This is a genomic window from Nonomuraea sp. NPDC005983 (assembly GCF_040614375.1).
Lineage (GTDB): Bacteria > Actinomycetota > Actinomycetes > Streptosporangiales > Streptosporangiaceae > Nonomuraea.
On the sequence record NZ_JBEXUP010000056.1, the window covers coordinates 23,745 to 45,167 of the forward strand.

Consider the following 21,423-nt stretch of genomic DNA (forward strand, 5'->3'; position numbering starts at 1 on the left):
CATCCGTACAGGTCGTGGAGGTGGTGGCGATCTCGGCCCGGCGGTGTCCCCGCGCGCTGCTCCAGGTAGCGGCATGATGATCGGTCGTGGTGCTGCGCTTACGGACGGAAACCAGTTGTGCGACACGCACCCGCAACTACCAGCCCCACTCGCCGTCCAGGAGTTCGCGCAGCACATCCGCGTGTGCGGCATGTCGGCTCGTGTCCATCGTCACGTGCACCATCGCCCATCGCAGGGTGTAGTCACCCCTTGTCTGGGCGCCGATACTGTCGAGTTCGAGGGACGCGGTTGGACGTCCTGCGGATCTATGCAGGGGTCTGCCTGGCCGACTTCCATCCCCAGTCTTCTTCGGCCCCCGCTAAAGTCCCCTTGGATACACCGGCTCAGAGGTCCCGTGTGCCAGCGCTAGCGTGACCATCACAGACGCCGCCGCCATGATGCTCATCGCAATCTCCGGCGAAGTGCTCTGGGCAAGCACTCCAGCGAGAGCGGCAGCGACGCCCTGCATGGTGAGCATGCCGGACGAGTGCAGTCCTAGCGCGTGCCCGCTCATCTCCGCCGGGGTCAGCTCCACCAGTCGCTGTTGCAGCACCAGACTCGCCGCGTACCCGATAGCCGAAACCGTAACGGCCACGAGCGCCACCGGCATCGGCGGGTCCAAGGCGAAGATCAGGTACGGCACGGCCAGCAGGAGCAGCAACGGGGAACCCAGCCGCCCCTGCCACCGCGCCGGCACGAGCCTGCCGACCACAACGTCCCCCGCCAGCATGCCAGACGCCGCGAAGGCGAAGAGCGTACCCGCATGTTCGGGCGCGAACGGTACGAACAACGACTCGCAGCCGACGATCAGCCCATTCGGTACCCACAGTGCCAGATACAGGCGGCGGCGCGGCGGCGACGACAGCAGATGTACGTTCGAGAGCCACGTCGCGGCCACGGACGGCCGTCCCACGGCCCGCGGCGCACGCTCACCTAGACCGAACCTGGCCACGCCGGCAGCGGTCAGGCTCAAGGTGGCGGCGATCAGCAGCGTGCCGCGCGGCGACAGCACGGACACCAGTACCCCGCCCGCCGCGAACCCGCAGATTTGCATCACCCCGACAGACATGTTGATCAACGACCGCCCCAGCAGGAAACCGTCCTGGGGCAGGATCTCGTTGAGCAGCCCGTAGCGGACCCCGCCGCCTACCGAGCCGACCAGACCGATCCCGAGGATGATCGCGAAGAGGGCCGCCAAGGGCAGCCCCGGGATGGCCAGAGCGGCGGTGCCGACGCAGAAGAGCAGTGCCACTCCTGTCATGGCGGCACGTGGCGGTAGCCGATCGGCCGCTGACATCAGCGTCGTCGCCCCGACCACCTGGGCCAGCGATGGGCCGAACATGCTGAGCGCCGACAGCAACGGTGACCCGGTCGCTGCGTACACCTGCGTGCTCAGCGCGAGCCCGCTCACGGTCGCGGCCGCCACCTGCGTCGATACGGTCAAGAAGAACGGTTTGAACTCCGGTGTGCGCAGGAGTTCGCGGTACGTACGCATGAGCGGAGTCTGGGGCGCCAGGCCGTCCGCGCAATAATGTTTCGCAAGGAGGCGAAACGATGGGCTGGTGGCAGATCAACGCGGACACGCTGGCGAGCGCCCGCTTCGTCATATCCCCGCTGGCCGAGGCGATCGCCGCCCTGATGCTGCTCGACAAGGGGGCAGGCGCTCATCCGGGCGAGCAGGCGTGGCTGGCCACTCACCTGCCCGGCTACCGGCGGCGGCTGGCCGGCGATGAGGTCGCGACGCTGCTCGTCCCGGCCGCCATCGGCAGGCACAACTGGCACGCCGATTTCCTGACGCCCACGCCGTCCGGCGAGGACGAGGTCACGTTCGAGCAGGAGTTGGCGGTGATCAGGCGAACGTCCTGCGAGGCTGCCCGTGCAGACTTGCTGGTGTCGCTGCGCGGTCCGCTTCCTGGCCTGCTTGAGCGCTCTGACCTGCCACACCGCCTGGCCGAGGTACTGGAGTGGGTGTGGGAGGAGACGGTGCTACCGACGTGGCCGCGGCGCAGGGCAATCCTGGAGTCGGATGTCGTGTCGCGCACTCGCCGGCTCAGCCAGGGCGGCTGGGCTGCAGCGCTGGGGGAGTTGCGGCCCGCGATGCGCTGGCTCGGTGAGGGCCGGTTGCAGATCAACGCCTTCGACTACCCGCCGATGGAGATCTCGGGGGCGCACCTGATGTTCGTACCCGTCACCCCATATAAGGGGTGGGTGACGGCGGAGGAGCCGCATCGGTATGCGGCGATCTACCCGTGTTCGGGGGCGCTGGCCGAGGCGGAACGGACGCCCGTGCCTCAGTCGCTGGGCAGGTTGCTCGGGACTGGGCGGGCGGCGGTTTTGATGTTGTTGGACACGCCGAAGAGTACGACGCAACTCGTCGCGCTGACCGGGCAGGGGCTCGGGTCCGTCGGCCGCCATCTCAAGATCCTGCTCGACGGCGGGCTGGCGGGGCGACGGCGGGCTGGGCGGTCGGTGCTGTACTACCAGACAGCCGCGGCTGAAGTACTCATCCGGGCGCAGCAGCACGGAAGCCAACTGTGGCCAACGTGAGCGGCCTCTGCCTATCTCGCCACGCCCATCTATGCCGATGGTGCCGCCCGCTGGCGCAACCGCGAAGAAGACCTGCCGGTTGACTTTGAGGACAACCGCGATGTGCACTACGAAAACCAGCATGCTCGCTCTTCACCTGCTGCAGTCGGCGCTGGTCTTCATGAACACGCACCTGGTCCAGGTGGTCTCAAAGACCCGGCCTGGGCCGGGGCGGCTCACCGACGCCGACTGGCGCGCTCTGTCGCCGCTGTTCTGGCCGCATGCCAACCTGTACGGCACCATCCAGATCGGCATGGGACGCTCACCTGGATCTGGGCCTGGACGCCTGTCGTCCTGCCTGCGCGACGGCGACCGGCGGATGGGCTTCGGCGTGGTCACCAGTGCCGACGCCATGCGGCGCGGCGTGGACGAGGTGGTCGACGCCCTGTGGCAGCGGATCGGGGAGCGGCCGCTCTACACCGGGGGTGAGGAACCGGCGGACAGCCGTTATCGATGAGAACGATCTTGCTAGGGGGCGCGGTCGAGCAGAGTGCGGGATGCGGGTGGGGTAGCTACTGGTCAGCGGCGCGCGAGTGCTGCGTAGGCGGTGGAACGGCCGATTTTGAGCGTGCGGGCGGCTTCGGTGACCGAGGCGCCGTCGTCGACCAGGCGGCGTAGTGTGGCCAGTTCGGCGGGGCCGATGGCGCGCGGCCGGCCGGTCTTCTTCTTGCCGGGGAGCATGGCGCCGGTGGCTTCGCGGCGCTTGGCGGCGGTGATTCCCTCGGCCTGGCGCTCGGCGCGCAGCTCCAGCTCGTACTCCGCGGCAGCGGCCAGGACCGCGAACATGAACCGGCCCTCTTTGGTGCCCAGATCGAAGTTCTCCGTCAGCGACACCACCGTGATGCCGCGGTCGCGGAGCTCGTTGACGGTAGTCAGCACGTGCCCCGCCGAGCGGCCCCACCGGTCGGACTTCCAGAACTTCAAGGTGTCGCCCGCCTTGGGCAGCGCCAGGAGCGCCTCCCATGCCGGTCGCGCGACCCCGCGCCTGCCCGACTCCTTTTCCATGACCAATTCGTCGTAACCGAATGTCGCCGCCGGCCTTTGCGCTGAGCTCCCACCGCAACACTTTCCCAAAGATTTTTTGCAGAAATACTTTGGGAAAGTGTGTTGGTGGATCTACTCTTTGGCCATGGCCAGCGAAGAGCACAAGCGCGTTCTCGACCCTGAGCAGGATGCCGCTGCGCTGAAGGCGCTCACGCATCCCTTGCGCATCCGGCTGCTCGGTTTGTTGCGGCAGGACGGACCTGCCACCGCGAGCGAACTCGCGGTCAGGACCGGAGAGACATCCGCGTCCACCAGCTATCACCTGCGGGTTTTGGCGAAGTATGCGTTCGTTGCCGAGGCCGAGCACAACGACAGGCGAGAGCGCCGCTGGCGGGCGGTGCACTTGGTGACGTCCTGGAGTAACAAGGAGATGGACGCGGCGCCGGAAAGCCGCGCCTTCGTCAGCTTCGCACGCAGACGGCAGATCGAGCACCTGGAGGCGTCCCTTGCCCGGCATGAGGCCGACATCGCCGCCGGGCGTCTCGGTCAAGAGTGGCTGGAACCATCGGATATATCCGACCTGCTGCTCCGGCTGACCCCCGAGTCTCTCACCGAGCTGCGGCAGGTGCTCGATCGGAAAGTGGAGGAACTGACCACCCGAGACGCGGGCGACCCCCGCGTCGCGCAGGTCGTCTTCCTCATCGCCGGACTGCCCCTCGCACCGCACGATCCCGACGTTGATCCGGACGTCTCCGTTCCCGTGCCTACGGGCGAGGACGCATCGTGACCGAGCCGCTGAACATGCGCGCCGCGCGTCGCCGCTATGTCACAGCCTGCGTGCTCTTCTGGCTTCCGGCCGGGTTGACCATCGCGCCCCTGATCCTGCTCTTCACCGAACGTGGCATGTCTCTGGCGGCCATCGCGGGCTTTTTTGCCGCGCACTCTTTCACCGCCGCCGCGCTGGAGTTGCCCACAGGAGGGCTGTCCGACGTCCTGGGACGGCGCACCGTCCTGGCCGCCGCCGGTCTGCTGAATCTGGCCGCTTTCCTGCTCCAAGGCCTGGGCACCACACCCTGGGTGCTCACCTGCGGCATGGCCCTCATGGGGGCGGGCCGAGCCCTGTCCAGCGGGCCAGCCGAGGCCTGGTACGTCGACATCGTCCATGCGCACTCCGGCCCCAGCGCCGACCTGCGTCCCGGTCTAGCCCGAGGGAAGTCCGCAACATCGGCGGCGCTGGCCGCCGGCACCCTGCTCGGCGGCGCCGTGCCCTGGATGCTGGCAACCGGCCCGGACGTGGGTACGCAACTGCGCCAAGCAACCTCCGGCCTGGTTCTTCCGTTATCGGTCCCGCTACTGTTGGCCGCTGCTATCGAGATCGTCTTCGTGCTGTACGTCCTGACGGCCCTGCGCGAGCCACCTCGGCCGGCGGCCACCTTGCGCGGCGTACTGCGAGGTATCCCTGTCACCATCGCAGATGGACTGCGTCTGGGCGGACGCGACGCGATGGTCCGCCGTATCCTCCTCAGCGCGGGCGCCGCCGGCAGTGCGCTGGCCGCCATCGAACTGCTCACACCGGGCCGTGTTGCGATCCTGACCGGCGCATCGGAGTCTGGCGCGGTGGTCTTCGCCTCGCTTGCTTGTGCCGGTTTCCTCTGCTCGGGTCTCGGGAGCCACCTCGCACCGCTCATCGCACGGCTGGCAGGCAGCGGCGAGCGCGCGGTCCTGGCAAGTCTTGGGACCAGCGCCAGCGGCCTGCTCCTCCTCGGCGCCACCGCAGCATCCACCGGAGCACCCGCGACAGCCCTCGCGGCCACCGGCTATGGCCTGGTGTACCTCGGGCTCGGCTCGGCGGGCCCGAGCGAAAACGACCTCCTGCACCGCCGGGTCACAAGTGCGGGCCGCGCTACCGCCTTATCCGTCCAGTCTCTCGCCCTGCAACTGGTCGGCGCCCTCACTGGCTTACTCGTAGGTGTCCTGCCGCCCGGCCCGACTCCTTGGCTGCTGGGAGGAACCGTATTGTTGACAGGAGCCCTCCTATGGATCCACCGCGGCCAACCGACTCCCGCGACCGGCACGGCAACAGCCCAGCACGCCACGGCGTCGCCCTCTCCGAGCGCGGATGCGCCGCCCCGCATCTGACCGAAGGATCAGGGGGTGCTACCCACAAGGTCGCACAGACCCACTTACCGGCCCATGTTCACCGGAGACGGCCGCTGTCGCGCGTACAGAGCCGTGAGTACGTCGCCGTGCACACGTACGGCTTCCGTTCCGACCGTGACGATCATCCAGGAGATCACGATGCATCCAGACTTATACCTATTCGTTGAAGGCGTACGAGCCCGTGAGCTGTGGGAGGAGGCTGACCGGCAGCGCAAAGCCCGCCTGGTCGCCCCCGCGTCGGTCATCAGTGCTTTCGAGGAGCGGCTCGGCTGGGTGCTGGTGAGGACGGGCCTTCGGCTCGTGGACCGTCACACCTGCAGGCCGCACTGGTCGCCATCCATGCCGCCCCGGTGATTGCCGGCCTCAGGGGCGAGGTACCGCAGAACCTGGCTGATCATCACGGACAAGATCGACGGTTCAGAGGAAACAGATACTCACCCAGATCGGCCATAAGCACGGCCCACGAGCCACGTGCAAGGCTTCGACCCGACCTCTCACAGGGGCCGACGACCGCTGATCAATGGTTTACACGGCGTCCTCGTCCACGACGGCGGAAGATGCGTCCTGGGGCAGCGCCGCCGCTCCGAGCGGACGCAGGCCCTTGTCTGGGGCCGAGGAAGCGATCGCGTAGCGGCCCAGGCAGTTGAGATGAGCGTGGCCCAGCGGGGACAGCCGGGCCACATCCTCGTCCTTGACCGGCACGCCCTGGGCACGCAACTGGTCCAGGATCGCCGACAAGTACTTCGAATTCCACAAAACCACAGCATTGCGAACCAGCCCCAATGCCGCTAACTGATCTTCCTGGCCCTCCCGGTAGGCCTGCCGAATCTTCCCGGCGTTGCCATGGCAGAGCTTGCGTGCCAGACGGTGCCGAGACTCCTGGACCGACAACTGCTTGCCCAGGCTGCGGCGATAGCTGGAATCGATCGGGTCCAACATGCTGAGCAGGTGGAACGTCTTGTCGATCCGGCCGTACTCGGCGAACGCCTGCCCCAGCGGGGTCGGGTTACCCTGGCGGGCGAACATGCGCAGCAGGTCATAGGCGCGCACCTGGTTGGTCACCAGCGACCCGGCGACCCGCACCATGTCCGGCCACTGCGTGAGCACCTTCTTGATGTTCACCTTGTTCCGAGCGATCGCCTCCAGCACCCCGTACGCGCCGCTGCTGCCGTCGGGCAGGTCGGCCCGCCAGAACCGCTGGTCGCCCAGGTCGGCGAAGCGGGGCGCGAACCGGTAGCCGAGCATGGAGAAGATCCCGAACACCAAGTCGCTGTCGCTGGCCTGATCAGTCGTGACCACCTCGGGTTTCGGCCCGGCATCCAGATTGATCAGGCAGTCCAGGATGTAGAGCGAATCGCGGGGCGTGCCCGGCACCACCATCTGCCCGATCCCCGCCACCTGATCATTCACTGCGTTAAGCCAGGTCAAACCCCTTTTATAGCCGTAGTACTTAGGTGAGGGCCCGGCGTTGATCGTCTTGACCGGGACAACGAACCGCAGCCCGTCCACCGAGGCCAGCAGCCCGCCGCCCCACGCCGCGACGATCGGCACCCGGCCCTGGTGCTCCACCAGGATCGCGTTCGCCGCGGCGTGCGTCTCGCCGCGCACATAGTTCTGATCCACGTGCGAGAGCCGGCCACGGGTCAGCGCCTCATCCCCGGCCTTGATCACCGGCGTCAGCCCGACGTTGCACGCCTCGCTGATCAGCAGCGCCACCAACGTCCTGGGCAGGTCGTTCATGCGGGTGGAGATGTCGGCCAGGTGCACGTAGGCGTCCAGGAACCCAGTCCAGGTGTGCACCTCCAGCAGCAGCTCGGGCAGGTCGATGCGGGGCAGCATCGCCTGGCAGGCGGCCCGCAGCCACGCCAGCGACTCGCTCTCACCCAGCGCGCCGAGCTTCTCCACCGACAGCCGGGCCCGCCCGCCCCCGGCCGGACTCACCACCGAGACCAGCGCGTCCTCGCCCGCCTCCTCCAGCCGGGCGGCCATCTGCTTCCAGGCCGCGTCCAGGGCCAGGACCTTGCCGTTCAGATGCTCCGCGACCGGATCGGTAAGCGACAGGGAAGCCAGCACGTCCTCGGCGATCGCCTCCCACTGCGCCCCGGCCAGCAGATGGGCGCGCGGGTCGGCCCAGCGCAGCGACGGCGAGGCGAACACATCCCTGATCGTCAGGGCCCGCATCAGGTGCTCCAGCACGCACACGACGTACGCGTCACGATCCACCGCGCCCTGCGGCAGGTCCGGGTTGGCATACACCGTCCGCTTCCAGGACGGGGTCACCAGCGCGGCGTCGATCTCCTTGGGCAGCAGCGGCTTCTTGCTGACCTGCCGTCGCGACAGCTCCGGCAACCGGCGTACTGCGGCCAGCACCCGGCGCCCGCCCGGTGCCGCTGACAGCGCCTTGGACTCGCCCAGCAGCCGCAGGAACGGGCGCACGGTGTTGTACTTCTCGACCAGGGCGGCCCGCATCGCCACCTCGGCCGCGCCGTCCTCCTCGGGGACCAGCTCCTCCACCACCTCCAGCGCCGCACGGACCTGTTCCTTGCTGGCGCCGGCGATCTCGGCAACTGCGGTCCACATCGCTGCCACATCGAGGTCTGCGCCCTCCTGGTCGACCAGGTCGAGCTGGGCGACCAGGACGCGGCCGGCCTTGGCCACGAGCTTGGAGGCCCGCTCCAGCCGGGGTAGCATCCGCAGGCGTTCGTCGGCGGACTTGCGGCGGGCAGGGCTGATCAGTCTGGTGGCCATCAGCAGCGCGAACAGATCGAGGGCATCGTCGATCTGTTCGGCCTCCGGACTCCGGGTCACCGCCAGCAGCGTCGCGGTCCGGCGCGGCTCGACCGGCCGATCCAGTGCCGGCGCCTTGCTGCCAGCCCCGTACTTGGCCAGGGTCTTCATCCGCCGCACCGGCACCTTGGACACGTTCACACGGCCCAGCCCGAATCCGGCCAGGTTGTCCACCCGCTGCAGCGCCCGCACCATCTCCGTGCCCGACGTCCGCTTGGGCGCCTGCCGCAGCTTCTCCAACTCCGAGACACGCGAGCCCTCCGGGACCACCAGCAGACCCGACAACGCCCCCGGCAAGTCCGGATCGGCACGGCGGACCTGCTTGGCCACCACCGTGTACATGCGGACATCGGCCCGTTCCCGCACGCTGCCCACCAGCCGCTCCAGCACGGTCACCCCGGGCAGCAGCACCCGATGCCGCCGCAGCCACGCCACCGACTGCTCGAACAACGCCACCGGCCCCTCGGCGTGCGTCCACGCCCGGCCGTGCAGGAAGGTCCGGAACTGGCGCGTCAGTTGCCGCCCGCTCCAGCTGTCGCGGTCGTCGAAGGTGTGGTAGCTGTAGGCGTCCCGGATCACCCACGCATGGTCATAGGCCGTCTGCGCACGAACGGCGTACTTCTTGACCTGCGACGCATCACCAATCCCCAGTTGCTCGGCCAGATAGTCCACCACCGGCCATGGCACCGCCAGCGGATCCTCCAGGAACAGCCCCTTGTACCGGACCATCCCGATCTGGACGGCAACGCCCAACCGGTGAAAATCGGCCCTCGACTGGGCGATCAAGTTCCGGTCGAAGTCGTCCAGGAAGAAGAACTTCTCCAGGTCCGACAGCGACGGCATGTCGGCGAACGATGCGTAGGCCGCTCTCTGCTCAGCGGACAGGAATTCCGCAGGCATGCCAGCAAAGTAGGCCCAGCCCACCCGCGGTCAACCCACAGCGATCAACCTGTTACAAAGCGAGCGTTCTAATCTTTCACAGCTCCATGATCATTCTCATCGATAACGGCTGTCCGCCGGTCCTCAACCCCGGCTCCAGCGCCCACGAGGCAGGCTTGTCGTGGCGTTTGGCCCACCACGACCCGAACGCCGTCCACCCGGTGGGGCTCTCGGTGTAGCCGAGCTGGGCGCGGGCGACGTCGAGGAGCCGGTCCTCAGGCTTGGTCGCCGCCATCGGCCACCTCGCTCTCGTCCTCGACGGCCGAGCCGGGCTCCTGCGACAGCCCGTCCTGGTCGGGGTCGAGCGCGGTCAGGGCCGCGTCGGCGTACGGCGGGAGCGGAAGCTGCCCGTCCAGGATCGGGATCTCCTCCGGGGAGGACGACGACATGGTGATCTCCTTGAGGGCGAGCCAGTCGGCGACGGTCATCTTGAGCTCGTCGTCGCTGACGCGGATGGGAAGGACGGCGGGCACAAGGAGCACGCCGTCGTGGGTGAGCAGCACCAGCAAGGCAACCGGTACCTTTCTGGTTGCGGCGGGCCCGGAGATACTCGGGCCATGGCGAACAAGAGCAGTAAGAGCAGCAGCACGGGCGGCGGCAAAGGCGCGGGAGGCAAACACCCGTCCGCCAAGGACAAGGCCAGCGCCATGAGGTATGCCTCGCTTCACCCGGACAGTGACTTCGCCACGTCAGGTGCAGCGCAACGGATTCAGGCGGCGCACGACAGGAACAACCCGCCGGGCAAGTAGGTCAGCCGCGCGTCAGCGAGATGAGCGCGATCACGGCGGTCGCCACGGTGACGAGCACACCAACGATGGCGATGATCAGACGGGTACGGTCGCCGAGCTGCGAGCGGGTCACCGCCTCACGTTCGAGAGCATCCAGGCGGCCCTCCAACGCGGCGTGCCGGACGTCGGCGGTCAGCCGATCCTGCTCCACCCGCTGCGCGAGGCTGGCATGCTGGGCATTCACCTGCTCCAACTCTTGCCGCAGCAACGCGATCTGGCCGTTGACCTGGGCGAACCCGACCTCGACCAGGCGGCGCAGCGTCTCCAGCGACAGCGCCACGCTCGGCATGTCGTCGCTGGTCACACGTTGCCCCCTGTGCGGGGCTGCGTGCCGATGAACGTGGCCGGAGGCTTGAGCTGGAACGTCGGCCGGGGAAGCTGGTCACCGCGGTGGGCGCGTAGCCACTCTGCCGCCATCCGCCGGCCCTCGACACGGACCGGGTCCAGGCGGGCCAGCGACAGGATCGGTTCCAGCGGGTCCGGCGGCGCTATCCGAGACGAGCCAACGTAGGCGAGCGCTTCGGCGCGCAGCGCCCGCGGCGCGGCCTCCAACCGGACGCGATACTCCTTGACGAGCCTGATCCGCTCCAGGTAGGCCGCGCGCCGCTCATGCTCTGGCACGCCGGGCGTCCAGCACGTCGGCAGGCCGCGCGTCGCCTCCAGCACCTTAACGGCGCCGGGGTCGGTGCGGGTGAACACGTCGTTCCCGCCCGGTATGTACGGCTCGTGCAACGCGATGTCGAGCAGCGTCGGCACGTCGTCGGGGTCGAGCCCGTACAGGGCACACCGCCACTCCAGCAGCGCGTGCGAGATGGCGTGGTGGATCTCCATCCCGGCCGAGGGCTGGAACTGGTAGACGCACCAGATCTGCTCGGCGCCATCCACGTGCGGGGCCACGGCAGCGCCCGTGTCGGCCAAGGTGGTGTGGGTGTAGGCCAGTTCGGCGTCCCACACTTGCACAAGATCGGACACAGCGCCTCCATGGCACGAGACAGAACGAAGAACAGGCCAACGACAGGCAAGGGCGCTGAGCTGCGTGTTCCCGCTCAGGCTGCAACAGGGTGACGAGTCGAGGCCCGGCACGATGAACTGGCTCTGGCGACCAGTCCCACGCGCAGAGTTTGGCCTCTGGGGAGGATCGGACCGGATTTTGGCGCTAAGCACCGACCAGCTCGCCGGCCGCTCAGGATGCTGAGGCGGGGTGAGGAACGAGGGCGGACCGCCGCTGGCGGGTGGACGGTGCTGCCGATGAGCGGCCGGTCAGCCCGTGAGCGTCGCCGCCGATGGCACCGCGGCGTTCGCCTCGTCGTGTTCGCGAAGCATCCGCAGGATGGTGGCCGGGGATGGGTGGTGGCCCTTCTTCTTGCCCCTGGTGATGACCAGGCATGCGGCGATGTCGCGGAGGCTGAGGTTCTGGGCGCGTAGGTGCAGGGCCATGGACAGCATGGCGTCGTCGATGACGGTGGCGCCGCCGATGGTCTTGCCGCGGCTGCGGGCGGATTCGTGGCCTTCCAGGGTGCGGTCGCGGATGTACTCGCGTTCCATCCCGGACAGGGCGGCGAGCACGGTGAATACGACGCCGGACGGGTCGTGGCTGCCCTGCAGCTCGCCGGTGAGGAACTCCAGGGCGATGTCGGCGGCGCGCAGTTGCTCGGCCAAGGCGGCCAGGTCGAGGCCGCGGCCGAGGCGTTTGTGCTCGTGCACTACGAGGGTGACCGCGACGCCCGCGGAGCGGAGCTCGCGGGCCAGGGCGATGGCCTTGTCGAGTTCGGGGCGGGTGGTGGCGCGGGTGGAGATCTTCTCGGCGAAGACGCGGGTGACGCTGGCGGCCTTGAGGGAGTCGAGCTGGGTGTCCAGGGACTGGCGGACGGTGGAGGCGCGGGCGTAGCCGATCCGCACGTGCCCTGCCGGTTCGGCGGCGGCCGCGGCGGGGCGGGGCAGCTCGATCCACAGCGTGCCCGGCTTGCGGACGGGCGGGGTGGCTACGGTGAGCGACTTGGCGAGCGCGGGCACGAGCCGGAAGCGGGCGGTGTGGTACTGGACGGCGACTTTGCCCTTGCCGGTCCGGCAGGGCGAACCGGCCGGGGCCGCGCAGGAGGTCATCGGGCAGGCGTGGGCCTCCACGTGCCGGAAGTCATCGTTGCTCACCCCGAGATCGTTTCATAGGAGTGTTTCAACCCGTTACCCGTTTGCACCGACCTATGAAACAGAGGATTCGCTGGTCGCGGCCAGCCGGGGTCGGTGTTTCATAGGTGGTCGCTTATGAAACACGTTAGAACGACTCTCGAAAACACGATCCGTGAGCACGACTACAGAGAGCTACTTTGGGGCTGGTCGCGCCGACCCGAGTGGGGGGCCATGCTGGGCGAGATAGTCCGCGCAGTGCGCGGCGTGGAACTGCTCGATCGTCACCCCGTTCTCGGTCCACAGGGTGCCCACCGTGTCGTCGGTCACCGGGCCGGTGGCCCGGCAGGTCGGGCACAGCCGGGTCACGGTCGCCGATCCGCTCGTGGTCATGCTCCCGCCGCCCAGGCGGGGTAGCGCGCCGGTAGGCCTGGACCTCCTACAGCTACGGCGAGCCGCCACCCCGGCCTTGAGGCCACTTGGGCGATATGCGAAGAGTTGGCCACGGGCGCGTAGCCGATGTTCAGCGCCTGGGCGGTCAGGCAGGCGCACTCGCCGAGCAGTGTGCCGCCAACCTCGACCCCCAGTCGGATGAGCTGCAAGAGTGGTGGGCGAAGCACGGCCGCTTGACGCAGGCTGAGTTCATCGAGCAGGTGACCGGCAAGGCGCAGCGGTGGGCGGCCGGCGCCCGCGTCAGCGAGGCCGACCAGCAGGCTAAGCGCTGAGCGCGTGGTTCTAAGCGTCGTTGTGCGGCTGACCAGCGAGGTACGACTCAGGGTATGGGTTAGGGGCGCCGTTCGCGAAGAGGCCCATGATGACGGATCGACGCCCTTCTGTCATCGTGATGGCATGTCCGAGAATTCGCCCGGCGCGCCGGTCCCCCTTCCCTCGCCCATGCGCTACCTGACTCACGACGAGTACAGCACGGCCATTGATCACGCGATCCAAGCAGGCGCCGCCTTTAACGACAATGACGTGGAGAGCAGATGCATCGCCCGTGCTGCTCTGGCCTCGTTGGGCCTGTTCGCGCCCCCGGACTCGGAAGAAGAAGTGGGGCCCCTTCCCCTGGACTCGAGTCTGTGCACCGCGCTGCGTCTGAGATGGGACATCAAGAGCGTGGATGATCCGACGTGTTTCGGGGAGTGGAACCGATGCTCAAGAGAACCCGGCCAATGCACCACCGACCACGTGCCGGAGTTTGACGATGATCATTGGTCTGACGGCGAACCTGGCACTGTGCCCGCTCGACCCGTGCCCCCTTCCCGCGTCATTCAAGATGGTGATCTAGGAAGCATCTGAGTCATTCCATGTGGGGACGAAGCGCGCGCCGAGCTCACCGCGCAGCTGCTCGGCATCCTCGACCCCAGCAAAGCAGGCCAGCAGGCCACCCCCGAGGAGCTGACACAGAAGCTCACCACCGCGCAGGCGCAGGCCCCACTGATCAACCGAGTGGCGGCTCGCCGGAGCTATAGGAGTTCCGGGCCCGGTACGGGCGCGCCATCCTGGGGCTTCGCGCGGCTGGCCGCGGTCCTGGTCAGCCGCTCCGCTTCGTGGTGCAGGGCCTCGATGAGGAGCAACGCCATCATCACGTCCTCCTCCAAGCCGTCGTTCAGAACTTTCACAAGCGCCTCCTGATGAACAGACGCCCCAAAAGCTCCAAACGTTGACAACGGGCGCACCGCGAACCGGCTACCCGCCGCGGTGCACGCTGCCCGGCGGGAAACGGCGGAAGGAGAAGCGCTCGTCGGCGCCGGGCAGGATGCTGGAATGCACGCCGAAGACCATCCACATGTCCATCGGCGCTCCGGCCTCCATCACGTCGAAGCCCTGGCGGCGGTAGAGGCCCCCCACTCGGGTCCGCGTCACCAGCCGCAAAGTAACTCTATGTGACTGCCGTTGCGCAGTGTGGCCACGGACTCTCTCTTTGAGGCCAGCCGCAGAGCAGCAGAGAGCTATGTGTCGGATCCGTTGCGTCGCCATTACGGGTGAGACATACCGATCAGTAGTCGAGCGGTTACAAAACATGTTTCTCCTGACCTTCGTTGGAGGTCCGGGAGAAAGGGCGCGGGCATGCGGCGCGAATGGGAGTTAGAGGATCTGATCGAGTGCTGGACGCTGGATGAGGAGGAGTTCGCGCTGCTGGCAAACCAGTCCGGGGCTACGCGGCTCGGCTTCGGTCTGATGCTGAAGTTCTTCGAGCTGGAGGCGAGGTTCCCTCGCCGGGAGGACGTGCCTCGCCCGGCGGTGGAGTTCATGGCGGGACAGGTCAAGGTGGACGCGGAGTTGTTCGCCTCCTATGACTGGTCCGGGCGCACGATCGAGTATCACCGAGCGCAGATCAGGAAGTTCCACGACTTCCGCGAGCCGACGGTGGGCGATGAGGACAAGCTCGCCGACTGGCTGGCCACCAAGATCTGTCCGGTGGAGATGTCGCGGGATCGGCTGCGCGGCGCGTTGCTGGCGCGTTGCCGTGAAGACCGGATCGATCCGCCGAAGACGACCCGGATCGAACGCGTGCTGGGCGCGGCCGAGGCGATGTTCGAGCGGAATTTCACCGCCACGACCGTGGAGCGCTTGTCGTTCGAGTCGGTCGGCAAGCTGGAAGAGTTGATCGTCGCCGAAGCTCCGGCGACCGGCGTCCCGGTCGCCGGACAGGACGCCCCGGAAGGGGACGGGCAGGCTCAGGTCACCAGTGGCGCCAGTGGCGGGCGGCGCGCGTTCTTGCAGGAGCTGAAGGAGGATCCGGGCTCGTTTCAGCTGGAGACGTTGCTGACGGAGATCGTGAAGCTGGAGCGGGTCAAGGCGGTCGGTCTGTCGGCCGCGTTGTTCGAGGGGGTTTCGGAGAAGGTCGTGGCGGGCTGGCGGGCCCGGGCGATGAAGATGTACCCGTCCGATTTCGAGGCGGCGCCGCCGCCGGTACGCCTCACGCTGCTGGCCGCGTTGTGCCAGGTGCGGCAGGCGGAGCTGATCGACGGGCTGGTGGAGCTGCTGATCCAGCTCGTGCACAAGATCAGCGTGCGGGCGGAGAAGAAGGTCGAGGGAGAGCTCAACGCCGAGTTCCGGCGGGCGCGGGGCAAGAACGGGATCTTGGTGAAGCTCGCCACGGCGGCGCTGGCGCTGCCGGAGGAGATCGTCCGTAAGGCCCTGTATCCGGTGGTCGGTGAGCGGACGCTGGAAGACATCATCGCCGAGGCCAAGGCGAACGAGAAAGAGCTGCGCACCCGGGTGCGGACCAAGCTGCGCGGCTCCTACTCCCACCACTACCGGCGCGGCCTGCCCAAGCTGCTCAAAGCGGTGAGGTTCCGTTCCAGCAACGACACCTTCAAGCCGGTGATGGACGCGCTGGACCTGCTGAAGCGCTACGACGGCTCCGACGCCGACTTCTACGCCGCCGCTGAGGCGGTGCCGCTGGAGCACGTGGTGCCCGAGGACTGGCGCGACGCGGTCCTCGACCCCGACAGCGGCCTGGTGGAGCGGATCCCGTACGAGCTGTGCGTGCTGGTCGCGCTGCGCAAGGCGATCCGGCGCCGCGAGATCTGGGTGGAGGGCGCCAACACCTGGCGCAACCCCGATGAGGATCTGCCCGCCGACTTCGAGGACAACCGGGACGTGCACTACGAGGCGCTGTCCAAGCCCCGCGACCCGGCCGACTTCATCGCCGACCTGAAGAAGCGGCACGTGGCGGCGCTGGACCGGCTGAACAAGGGCCTGAAGAAGGCCACGACGGGCGGGGTGAGCATCACCAGGAGGAAGGGCGAGCCGTGGATCAGCGTGCCGCCCCTGGGCAAGCAGATCGAGCCGGAGAACCTGGAGGCGCTGAAGGAGGAGATCGCCCGCCGGTGGGGCGTGATCGACCTGCTGGACCTGATCAAGAACGTCGACCACGCCACGACGTTCACTGGCGAGTTCACCTCGGTGGCCTCGCGCACGGTGACGGATGCGAAGGTGCTGCGCCGCCGGCTGCTGCTGTGCACCTTCGGGCTCGGCACGAATATGGGGATCAAACGGGTCGCCGACGGCACCGCGGCGATCGAGGGGATGGAGGCCGACACCGAGGCGGCGCTGCGCCGGACCCGCCGGCTGTTCGTCAACCGCGACAACCTGCGGGCCGCGATCCGCACCGTGGTCAACAAGACGCTGGAGGTGCGCGATGTCTCGCTGTGGGGGCCGGGTACGGCGTGCGCGTCGGACTCGCGCAAGTCCGGCTCGTGGTCGGCGAACTTCATGACCGAGTGGCACCAGCGCTACGGCGGCGCCGGGATCATGGTGTATTGGCACGTTGAGCGTAAGAACGTGTGCATCTACAGCCAGGTGCGATCCACCACGGACTCCGAGGTGGCCTCGATGATCGAGGGCCTGCTGCGTCATCTGACCAGCGCGGAGATCGACCGCCAGTACACCGATACCCACGGAGCTTCGATCGTTGGCTTTGCGTTCTCGCACTTGCTGGACTTCAAACTGCTGCCCCGGCTGAAGAACATCGGCTCGGCCCGCCTGTACCGGCCGGGCCTGAGTGACGCCGAGGCATGGCCGCAGTTGGAGGGCGTCCTGTCGGGCAAGACGATTGACTGGGAATTGCTCGCCAACCAGTACGCCCAGATGATCAAGTACGCGACCGCGCTACGGCTCGGCACCGCCGAGGCCCATCAGATGCTGCGCCGCTTCACCCGCGGCGGCCCCAAGCATCCCACCTACCGGGCCATCGAGGAACTCGGCCGGGTGATCCGCACCGTCTTCATCTGCGACTACCTGGCCGAGGAGGAACTCCGCCGCGAGATCCACGAGGGCCTGAACGTGGTGGAGAACTGGAATTCGGCCAACAAGGACATCTTCTACGGCAAGGCCGGTGATCTGACCGGCGACGACCGTGAGCACGTCGAATTCTCCGCCCTGGTGTTGCACCTGGTCCAGGCCGCGATCGTCTACCTGAATACCAGGATGGTACAGATCGTCCTCGCCGAGCCCCGGTGGCAGAAGAAGCTCACCGACGCCGACCGGCGCGCCCTGTCGGCTCTGTTCTGGACCCATCTGAACCTGTACGGCAAGTTCGAGCTCGACATGAGCAAACAGCTCGACCTCGGGCCGGGGCCAGCGGGTAAGCAGTCAGGTGATCCGCTCTGAGCGACGAACGCTCTTTGCCATCGGTGGGCCGGGCGCGGGCTGGGACCTGCACGAGTTCCGCCACTCGGCCCTGACCCACCTTGGCGAGGCCGAAGCGAGCCTGCTGATGCTGATGGCCAAGTCCCGGCACAAGAAAAGCCGGAGAACCTGCGCCGCTACTTCAAGCTCTCCGCAGGGGGCCATCGCGGAGCTCACCAGTCTGCTCGCCCTTGGCGACAGCAGGCGCTGAGGGGGTGCGCTCAGCTGGTCGGTCAGAGCGTTCCTCACGGAATCCCTCAGCTGTGCTGGGACTCTCTAGAACTCGGCAGAGGTCAGAAGGCGTAAAGGCCGAAGCGGCCCCAGGCGATGACAACGGACAGCGCGAGCAAGGCCACGCTGACGGCGATGCCCGACGCCTCCTTGCGGCGGGCGTGGGCGGCGGCTGCACCGAGCATAGTGATGGCCAGGCCGGTGGCGGCCAGCGGAGTGAGGGTTGGGGCGATGTCGGTGACGGCGGGCAGGATCAGGCCGAGGGCACCGAGAAGTTCGACCACGCCGATCAGGCGAACCTGGGTGGCGGTGAAGTCCTCCACCCAAGGCATCGCGGGGCGCAGCTTCTCCTTGGGCCGGATGGACTTCATCACCCCGACCAAGCCGAAAGCGGCGGCCAGGATGGCCTGCAGTATCCACAGAAATACGTTCATATCAGTAGCTCTCTCCATTGGACGATGCAGAGGTGCTCGGCCTGGTCGCAGACACGGGTGATGGGTGTCGTCTACGAGAGGCCATGGCCCTGCGATCAGGTTGATCACTGGACGGACGGCGGGGGCCCGCCGGCCGGAACCTCAGTAGTAGGAGCTCATGAGCTCGGTGGCCCAGGCCGGTTGGGTGACCGGATGGCGGGGGGGGCGAACTCGATCAGGTACGGCTTGATATCCAGGCCGTCTTGGTGTCTCCCGCTGCCGACTCCTCGCCGTGGACGGCCTGAACTTGCACGTCGCCGACCTGGACGCGCTGTCAGGCAGGGACGGTATGGCCCCCGGTGGGCGAAGATCCCTACAGGGGCCGCGCTAGGGTTCCCTCGCGAGGGACGGGGATCGGTGCGTATCTTGGCTGGGTCGACCCGATCGAAGAGGAAGACGACCTCCAGGTGGGAGAAGCCCTCCAGGCCGAGCACCGCCGAGGCGGTGAAGGTCTCACCGTCCAGCCGGATCACGGCTCGAACGTCGTGCCAGTCGTCTTCGACCATCTCGCTGCGACCGCCCACCACCCGGCCGACTGGTCGCAGGGTCACGGTGTCGGTTGTCATGGTGATCTCCACGTTCTAGTTGCGCCCGAGGGCACCGCGGTATTTGGCGAGGGTGTTTGAGCCGGTTGAACAGCACGGATTCGCCGTTCAGGTGAATCGGGGTTCAGCCGCCGGAGCCCCGGCCGCAACTGCCGCACCACGGGCTGGCTGGCGAGTCGGCGGAACTCACCGCGACCGATCAGCCTCAAACGCCACCTGGACTACGAGCGGCGCTCAGGGCCATCACCCGGCACGTCGACCACTACGCCGCCCAAGCTCGACTTGCTCGGGCGGCGTGAAACTTGCCACAGACCTGCAGAAACCCGCGACCGGAGATTGCTAGGCGTCGCGGCGCAGCGTGAACCAGAAGGTCGGCACCGAGTTGGTGCCCGGTGTGACGTCGAGTAGTTCCCAGCCGGCGAACCTGGCGCGGAGCTCGTCGGCTGTGACGCCCGCCGCCCACGACGTGACCTCGGGGATCGGATTGCCGAGCGGCTCGGGGCCGTACCCGAACATCAGCAACCGTGCTCCGGGAGCGGCGCGGTGGGTGAGCCCGGCGGCGTAGGCGTCGCGGCGGTGCAGCGGGACCCCGCAGTAGCAGCTCAGGTCGAAGAACAGGTCGAAGGGGCCCGGCACGTCCAGTTCGTCGAGGCGGGTGGCGTCTCCGTGCAGCAGCCGTACCGCCACTCCCGCCGCCGCAGCCTTCTCCCTGGCCTGGTCGACAGCGCGGTCGATCAGGTCGACGGCCGCCACCTCCCAGCCGTGCCGTGCGAGGTAGGTGGCGTTGGTCCCCGTGCCGCAGCCGAGTTCAAGGGCGCGGCCGGGCGGCAGCGCGCCGTGCCCCTCTACCAGGGCGACCAGCTCGGGCGGCGTCACGCCGGTGTCCCACGGCGGCTTGCCGGCGCGGTAGTAGCCCTCCAGCGCACGGTGGACGGACTCCTCCTCCTGGTCTCGCTGCGTTGAGGCCAGGTCCGGTTCCGGCTTCTGGGTGGCGTTGGGCTGGTCCATCGTCTCCTCCAAGAATCTAGAGTTGAACTCTAGTGACATACTCTAGAGATATACTCGCAATATGGACAAAGTCAAACGGCCGGACAAGCGAGCCGAGCGCTCACGCCACACCCGCGAAAAGGTCGTCGAGGCGGCTCGCGAGCTGTTCGTCGCGCAGGGTTACGGAGCGACGAACCTGCAGGAGGTCGCGGACCGGGCGGGCGTGGCCATCCAGACGATCTACTTCGTCTTCCGCAATAAGCGCACGCTGTTCAAGGACGTCGTCGACACGTCCATCGCCGGGGACACCGAGCCGGTCGCCACCATGGATCGTGAGTGGTTTCGCGCCGCGTGCGCCGAGCCCACCGCAGCCGGGCAACTGCGCGCGCACGTCCACGGCACCCGCGAGATCCTGGGCCGGGTCGCCCCGATCATGCCGCTGATCGCGGCTGCCGCGGCCACCGACCCTGAGATCGCCGCGCAGTGGCCGGACGGCCCCGACCCGCGTTACACCGTGCAGTACGCAGCGGCCGAAGCCCTGGCCGGCAAGCCCGACACCCGTCCAGGCCTCTCCATCGAGATGGCGGCGGACCTGCTGTTCGGCCTGCTCAGCCCGCAGCTCTACCTGATCTTCGTCCGCGACCGCGACTGGTCACCGGACACGTGGGAAGAGTGGGCCCGCACCGCCTTGACCTCCCAACTCTGCGCCGACCCCGGCTGAGCGGACGGACGTCACGATCGTCCTCCAGCCCGCAATGCTGGTGGCCAACCACCTGGCCGGCCTCCTGCGGGCCGGGTCGGACAACCTGGCCGACACCCATACCGGGCCCTACGCCGACCAGATCACCCCGGCCACCCAAGCCCCGGGGCCGGTAGGCCGACCACGACAAACAAAACTCCGACCCCGTCCCGACTACGCCCTATCCAGGGTCTTCTTCGGCTGGCGGGGCACAGTGTCGCCCTTCAGATGCCCGTATACCGTCGAGCGCGGCACCCCGAACAGGTCCGCGATCTGCTGGACGGTCTTGTCCCGTGTGTCGTACAGCTGCTGGGCGAGGGCGGCCTGGTCGGCAGTGAGCTTGGGCCGGCGTCCGCCGACCCGGCCGCGGGCACGGGCGGAGGCCAGGCCGTCCATCGTGTTGGCCACGATCAGCTCGCGCTGCAGCTCGGCCAGGACCGACAGCATGCCGAACATCGCGCGGCCCTCCATCGTGTCGGTGTCGATGCCCTGCTCGATCACATGCAGTCCCACCTTGCGTTCGCGCAGGTCCGCCCCGAGGGTGACCAAGTGCAGCACTGAGCGCGACAGCCGGTCCAGCCGGGTGACCTTCAGCGTGTCGCCCTCGCGCAGCAGCTTGAGAACCAGGTCGAGGCTGGGCCGAGAAGCCTTGGCGCCACTGGCCTTGTCCAGATGGATGTCATTGCGGTCGACGCCCGCGCGCAGCAGCGCGTCGATCTGGTGGTCGGGGTTCTGGTCGGCGGTACTGACCCGCGCGTAGCCGAAGAGCACTGTCGAAATCTAGTCCACGCACCGTTCACCGACATTGATTTTCGACACGAGTTATCGACAGTGCCCACCTGCGGCTCCGTGATCGGTCCGGCGAGTGTCGACAGACGACCGTTACTCGACACTGAGATGAT

23 protein-coding genes and 2 pseudogenes are annotated in these 21,423 nt (G+C 67.8%); 9 read left to right on the plus strand and 16 right to left on the minus strand.

Annotation, left to right across the window (positions count from 1 at the left end; genetic code table 11):
• Positions 1 to 136 precede the first annotated feature (136 nt).
• A complete protein-coding gene (locus ABZ297_RS24020; protein ID WP_355350200.1) occupies positions 137 to 313 on the minus strand; it encodes a DUF664 domain-containing protein in 177 nt (58 codons plus the stop codon).
• 45 nt (positions 314 to 358) lie between these two features.
• Positions 359 to 1,534: an MFS transporter gene (locus ABZ297_RS24025; protein ID WP_355350113.1), complete on the minus strand. Its 1,176-nt coding sequence runs from the start codon at positions 1,532 to 1,534 to the stop codon at positions 359 to 361.
• A 59-nt stretch (positions 1,535 to 1,593) separates the two neighbouring features.
• Between ABZ297_RS24025 and ABZ297_RS24030 the strand changes: the two genes are divergently transcribed.
• From ABZ297_RS24030 to ABZ297_RS24040, 3 genes and pseudogenes are all read left to right on the plus strand, one after another.
• Positions 1,594 to 2,586 carry a winged helix-turn-helix domain-containing protein gene (locus ABZ297_RS24030; protein ID WP_355350116.1) on the plus strand — a complete coding sequence of 331 codons (993 nt, stop codon included), beginning with the start codon at positions 1,594 to 1,596 and terminating at the stop codon, positions 2,584 to 2,586.
• A 121-nt stretch (positions 2,587 to 2,707) separates the two neighbouring features.
• Positions 2,708 to 2,854 (plus strand): annotated as a pseudogene (locus tag ABZ297_RS24035) (Tn3 family transposase); the annotation flags it as partial.
• A gap of 75 nt (positions 2,855 to 2,929) precedes the next feature.
• A pseudogene (locus ABZ297_RS24040) lies at positions 2,930 to 3,043 on the plus strand (agmatinase); the annotation flags it as partial.
• Positions 3,044 to 3,144: 101 nt separating this feature from the next.
• On the opposite strand, the gene ABZ297_RS24045 reads toward ABZ297_RS24040, so the two are convergent.
• Complete coding sequence (locus tag ABZ297_RS24045; RefSeq protein ID WP_355350119.1) at positions 3,145 to 3,630, minus strand: recombinase family protein; 486 nt, start codon at positions 3,628 to 3,630, stop codon at positions 3,145 to 3,147.
• 124 nt (positions 3,631 to 3,754) lie between these two features.
• Here ABZ297_RS24045 and ABZ297_RS24050 point away from each other — a divergent pair, with 124 nt between their 5' ends.
• Positions 3,755 to 4,396 carry a helix-turn-helix domain-containing protein gene (locus tag ABZ297_RS24050; RefSeq protein ID WP_355350122.1) on the plus strand — a complete coding sequence of 214 codons (642 nt, stop codon included), beginning with the start codon at positions 3,755 to 3,757 and terminating at the stop codon, positions 4,394 to 4,396.
• Entirely contained in the window at positions 4,393 to 5,748 is a 1,356-nt protein-coding gene (locus ABZ297_RS24055; protein WP_355350125.1) for a hypothetical protein, read from the plus strand. Before ABZ297_RS24050 ends, ABZ297_RS24055 begins: the two co-directional genes overlap by 4 nt.
• 546 nt (positions 5,749 to 6,294) lie before the next feature.
• Here ABZ297_RS24055 and ABZ297_RS24060 read toward each other — a convergent pair.
• The 3 genes from ABZ297_RS24060 to ABZ297_RS24070 form a co-directional block, all read right to left on the minus strand.
• On the minus strand, positions 6,295 to 9,456 hold the full coding sequence (locus ABZ297_RS24060) for a Tn3 family transposase (protein ID WP_355350128.1): 3,162 nt from the start codon (positions 9,454 to 9,456) through the stop codon (positions 6,295 to 6,297).
• Between the two features lie 76 nt (positions 9,457 to 9,532).
• Complete coding sequence (locus ABZ297_RS24065; RefSeq protein WP_355350131.1) at positions 9,533 to 9,730, minus strand: hypothetical protein; 198 nt, start codon at positions 9,728 to 9,730, stop codon at positions 9,533 to 9,535.
• Entirely contained in the window at positions 9,711 to 10,004 is a 294-nt protein-coding gene (locus tag ABZ297_RS24070) for a hypothetical protein (RefSeq protein ID WP_355350134.1), read from the minus strand. The genes ABZ297_RS24065 and ABZ297_RS24070 overlap by 20 nt, the downstream gene beginning before the upstream one ends.
• A gap of 48 nt (positions 10,005 to 10,052) precedes the next feature.
• Here ABZ297_RS24070 and ABZ297_RS24075 point away from each other — a divergent pair, with 48 nt between their 5' ends.
• Positions 10,053 to 10,244 carry a hypothetical protein gene (locus ABZ297_RS24075; RefSeq protein ID WP_355350137.1) on the plus strand — a complete coding sequence of 64 codons (192 nt, stop codon included), beginning with the start codon at positions 10,053 to 10,055 and terminating at the stop codon, positions 10,242 to 10,244.
• Between the two features lies 1 nt (position 10,245).
• Here ABZ297_RS24075 and ABZ297_RS24080 read toward each other — a convergent pair whose 3' ends face one another.
• From ABZ297_RS24080 to ABZ297_RS24105, 6 genes are all read right to left on the minus strand, one after another.
• On the minus strand, positions 10,246 to 10,587 hold the full coding sequence (locus ABZ297_RS24080; protein WP_355350140.1) for a hypothetical protein: 342 nt from the start codon (positions 10,585 to 10,587) through the stop codon (positions 10,246 to 10,248).
• A complete protein-coding gene (locus ABZ297_RS24085; protein WP_355350143.1) occupies positions 10,584 to 11,255 on the minus strand; it encodes a hypothetical protein in 672 nt (223 codons plus the stop codon). Before ABZ297_RS24085 ends, ABZ297_RS24080 begins: the two co-directional genes overlap by 4 nt.
• Positions 11,256 to 11,543: 288 nt before the next feature.
• On the minus strand, positions 11,544 to 12,431 hold the full coding sequence (locus ABZ297_RS24090; RefSeq protein ID WP_355350146.1) for a recombinase family protein: 888 nt from the start codon (positions 12,429 to 12,431) through the stop codon (positions 11,544 to 11,546).
• A gap of 171 nt (positions 12,432 to 12,602) precedes the next feature.
• Positions 12,603 to 12,800, minus strand: coding sequence for a hypothetical protein (locus tag ABZ297_RS24095; protein ID WP_355350149.1), 198 nt, complete (start codon positions 12,798 to 12,800; stop codon positions 12,603 to 12,605).
• A gap of 1,073 nt (positions 12,801 to 13,873) precedes the next feature.
• On the minus strand, positions 13,874 to 14,029 hold the full coding sequence (locus tag ABZ297_RS24100; RefSeq protein WP_355350152.1) for a hypothetical protein: 156 nt from the start codon (positions 14,027 to 14,029) through the stop codon (positions 13,874 to 13,876).
• Positions 14,030 to 14,096: 67 nt separating this feature from the next.
• Positions 14,097 to 14,273, minus strand: coding sequence for a hypothetical protein (locus ABZ297_RS24105; protein ID WP_355350155.1), 177 nt, complete (start codon positions 14,271 to 14,273; stop codon positions 14,097 to 14,099).
• Between the two features lie 204 nt (positions 14,274 to 14,477).
• On the opposite strand from ABZ297_RS24105, the gene ABZ297_RS24110 reads away from it, so the two are divergent.
• Positions 14,478 to 17,528 (plus strand): Tn3 family transposase, encoded by a 3,051-nt coding sequence (locus ABZ297_RS24110; protein ID WP_355350158.1) that lies wholly within the window; start codon positions 14,478 to 14,480, stop codon positions 17,526 to 17,528.
• Positions 17,515 to 17,757, plus strand: coding sequence for a hypothetical protein (locus ABZ297_RS24115; protein WP_355350161.1), 243 nt, complete (start codon positions 17,515 to 17,517; stop codon positions 17,755 to 17,757). The genes ABZ297_RS24110 and ABZ297_RS24115 overlap by 14 nt, the downstream gene beginning before the upstream one ends.
• A gap of 82 nt (positions 17,758 to 17,839) precedes the next feature.
• Here ABZ297_RS24115 and ABZ297_RS24120 read toward each other — a convergent pair whose 3' ends face one another.
• The 3 genes from ABZ297_RS24120 to ABZ297_RS24130 form a co-directional block, all read right to left on the minus strand.
• Positions 17,840 to 18,211 (minus strand): DoxX family protein, encoded by a 372-nt coding sequence (locus ABZ297_RS24120; RefSeq protein WP_355350164.1) that lies wholly within the window; start codon positions 18,209 to 18,211, stop codon positions 17,840 to 17,842.
• A 155-nt stretch (positions 18,212 to 18,366) separates the two neighbouring features.
• Positions 18,367 to 18,816 (minus strand): TrmO family methyltransferase, encoded by a 450-nt coding sequence (locus ABZ297_RS24125; protein WP_355350167.1) that lies wholly within the window; start codon positions 18,814 to 18,816, stop codon positions 18,367 to 18,369.
• Positions 18,817 to 19,134: 318 nt separating this feature from the next.
• Positions 19,135 to 19,803 carry a class I SAM-dependent methyltransferase gene (locus tag ABZ297_RS24130; RefSeq protein WP_355350170.1) on the minus strand — a complete coding sequence of 223 codons (669 nt, stop codon included), beginning with the start codon at positions 19,801 to 19,803 and terminating at the stop codon, positions 19,135 to 19,137.
• 61 nt (positions 19,804 to 19,864) lie between these two features.
• On the opposite strand from ABZ297_RS24130, the gene ABZ297_RS24135 reads away from it, so the two are divergent.
• Entirely contained in the window at positions 19,865 to 20,503 is a 639-nt protein-coding gene (locus tag ABZ297_RS24135; RefSeq protein ID WP_355350173.1) for a helix-turn-helix domain-containing protein, read from the plus strand.
• A gap of 192 nt (positions 20,504 to 20,695) precedes the next feature.
• Here the strand turns inward: ABZ297_RS24135 and ABZ297_RS24140 are convergent, their stop codons facing one another.
• Positions 20,696 to 21,292 carry a recombinase family protein gene (locus tag ABZ297_RS24140; RefSeq protein WP_355350176.1) on the minus strand — a complete coding sequence of 199 codons (597 nt, stop codon included), beginning with the start codon at positions 21,290 to 21,292 and terminating at the stop codon, positions 20,696 to 20,698.
• Between the last annotated feature and the right edge of the window lie 131 nt (positions 21,293 to 21,423).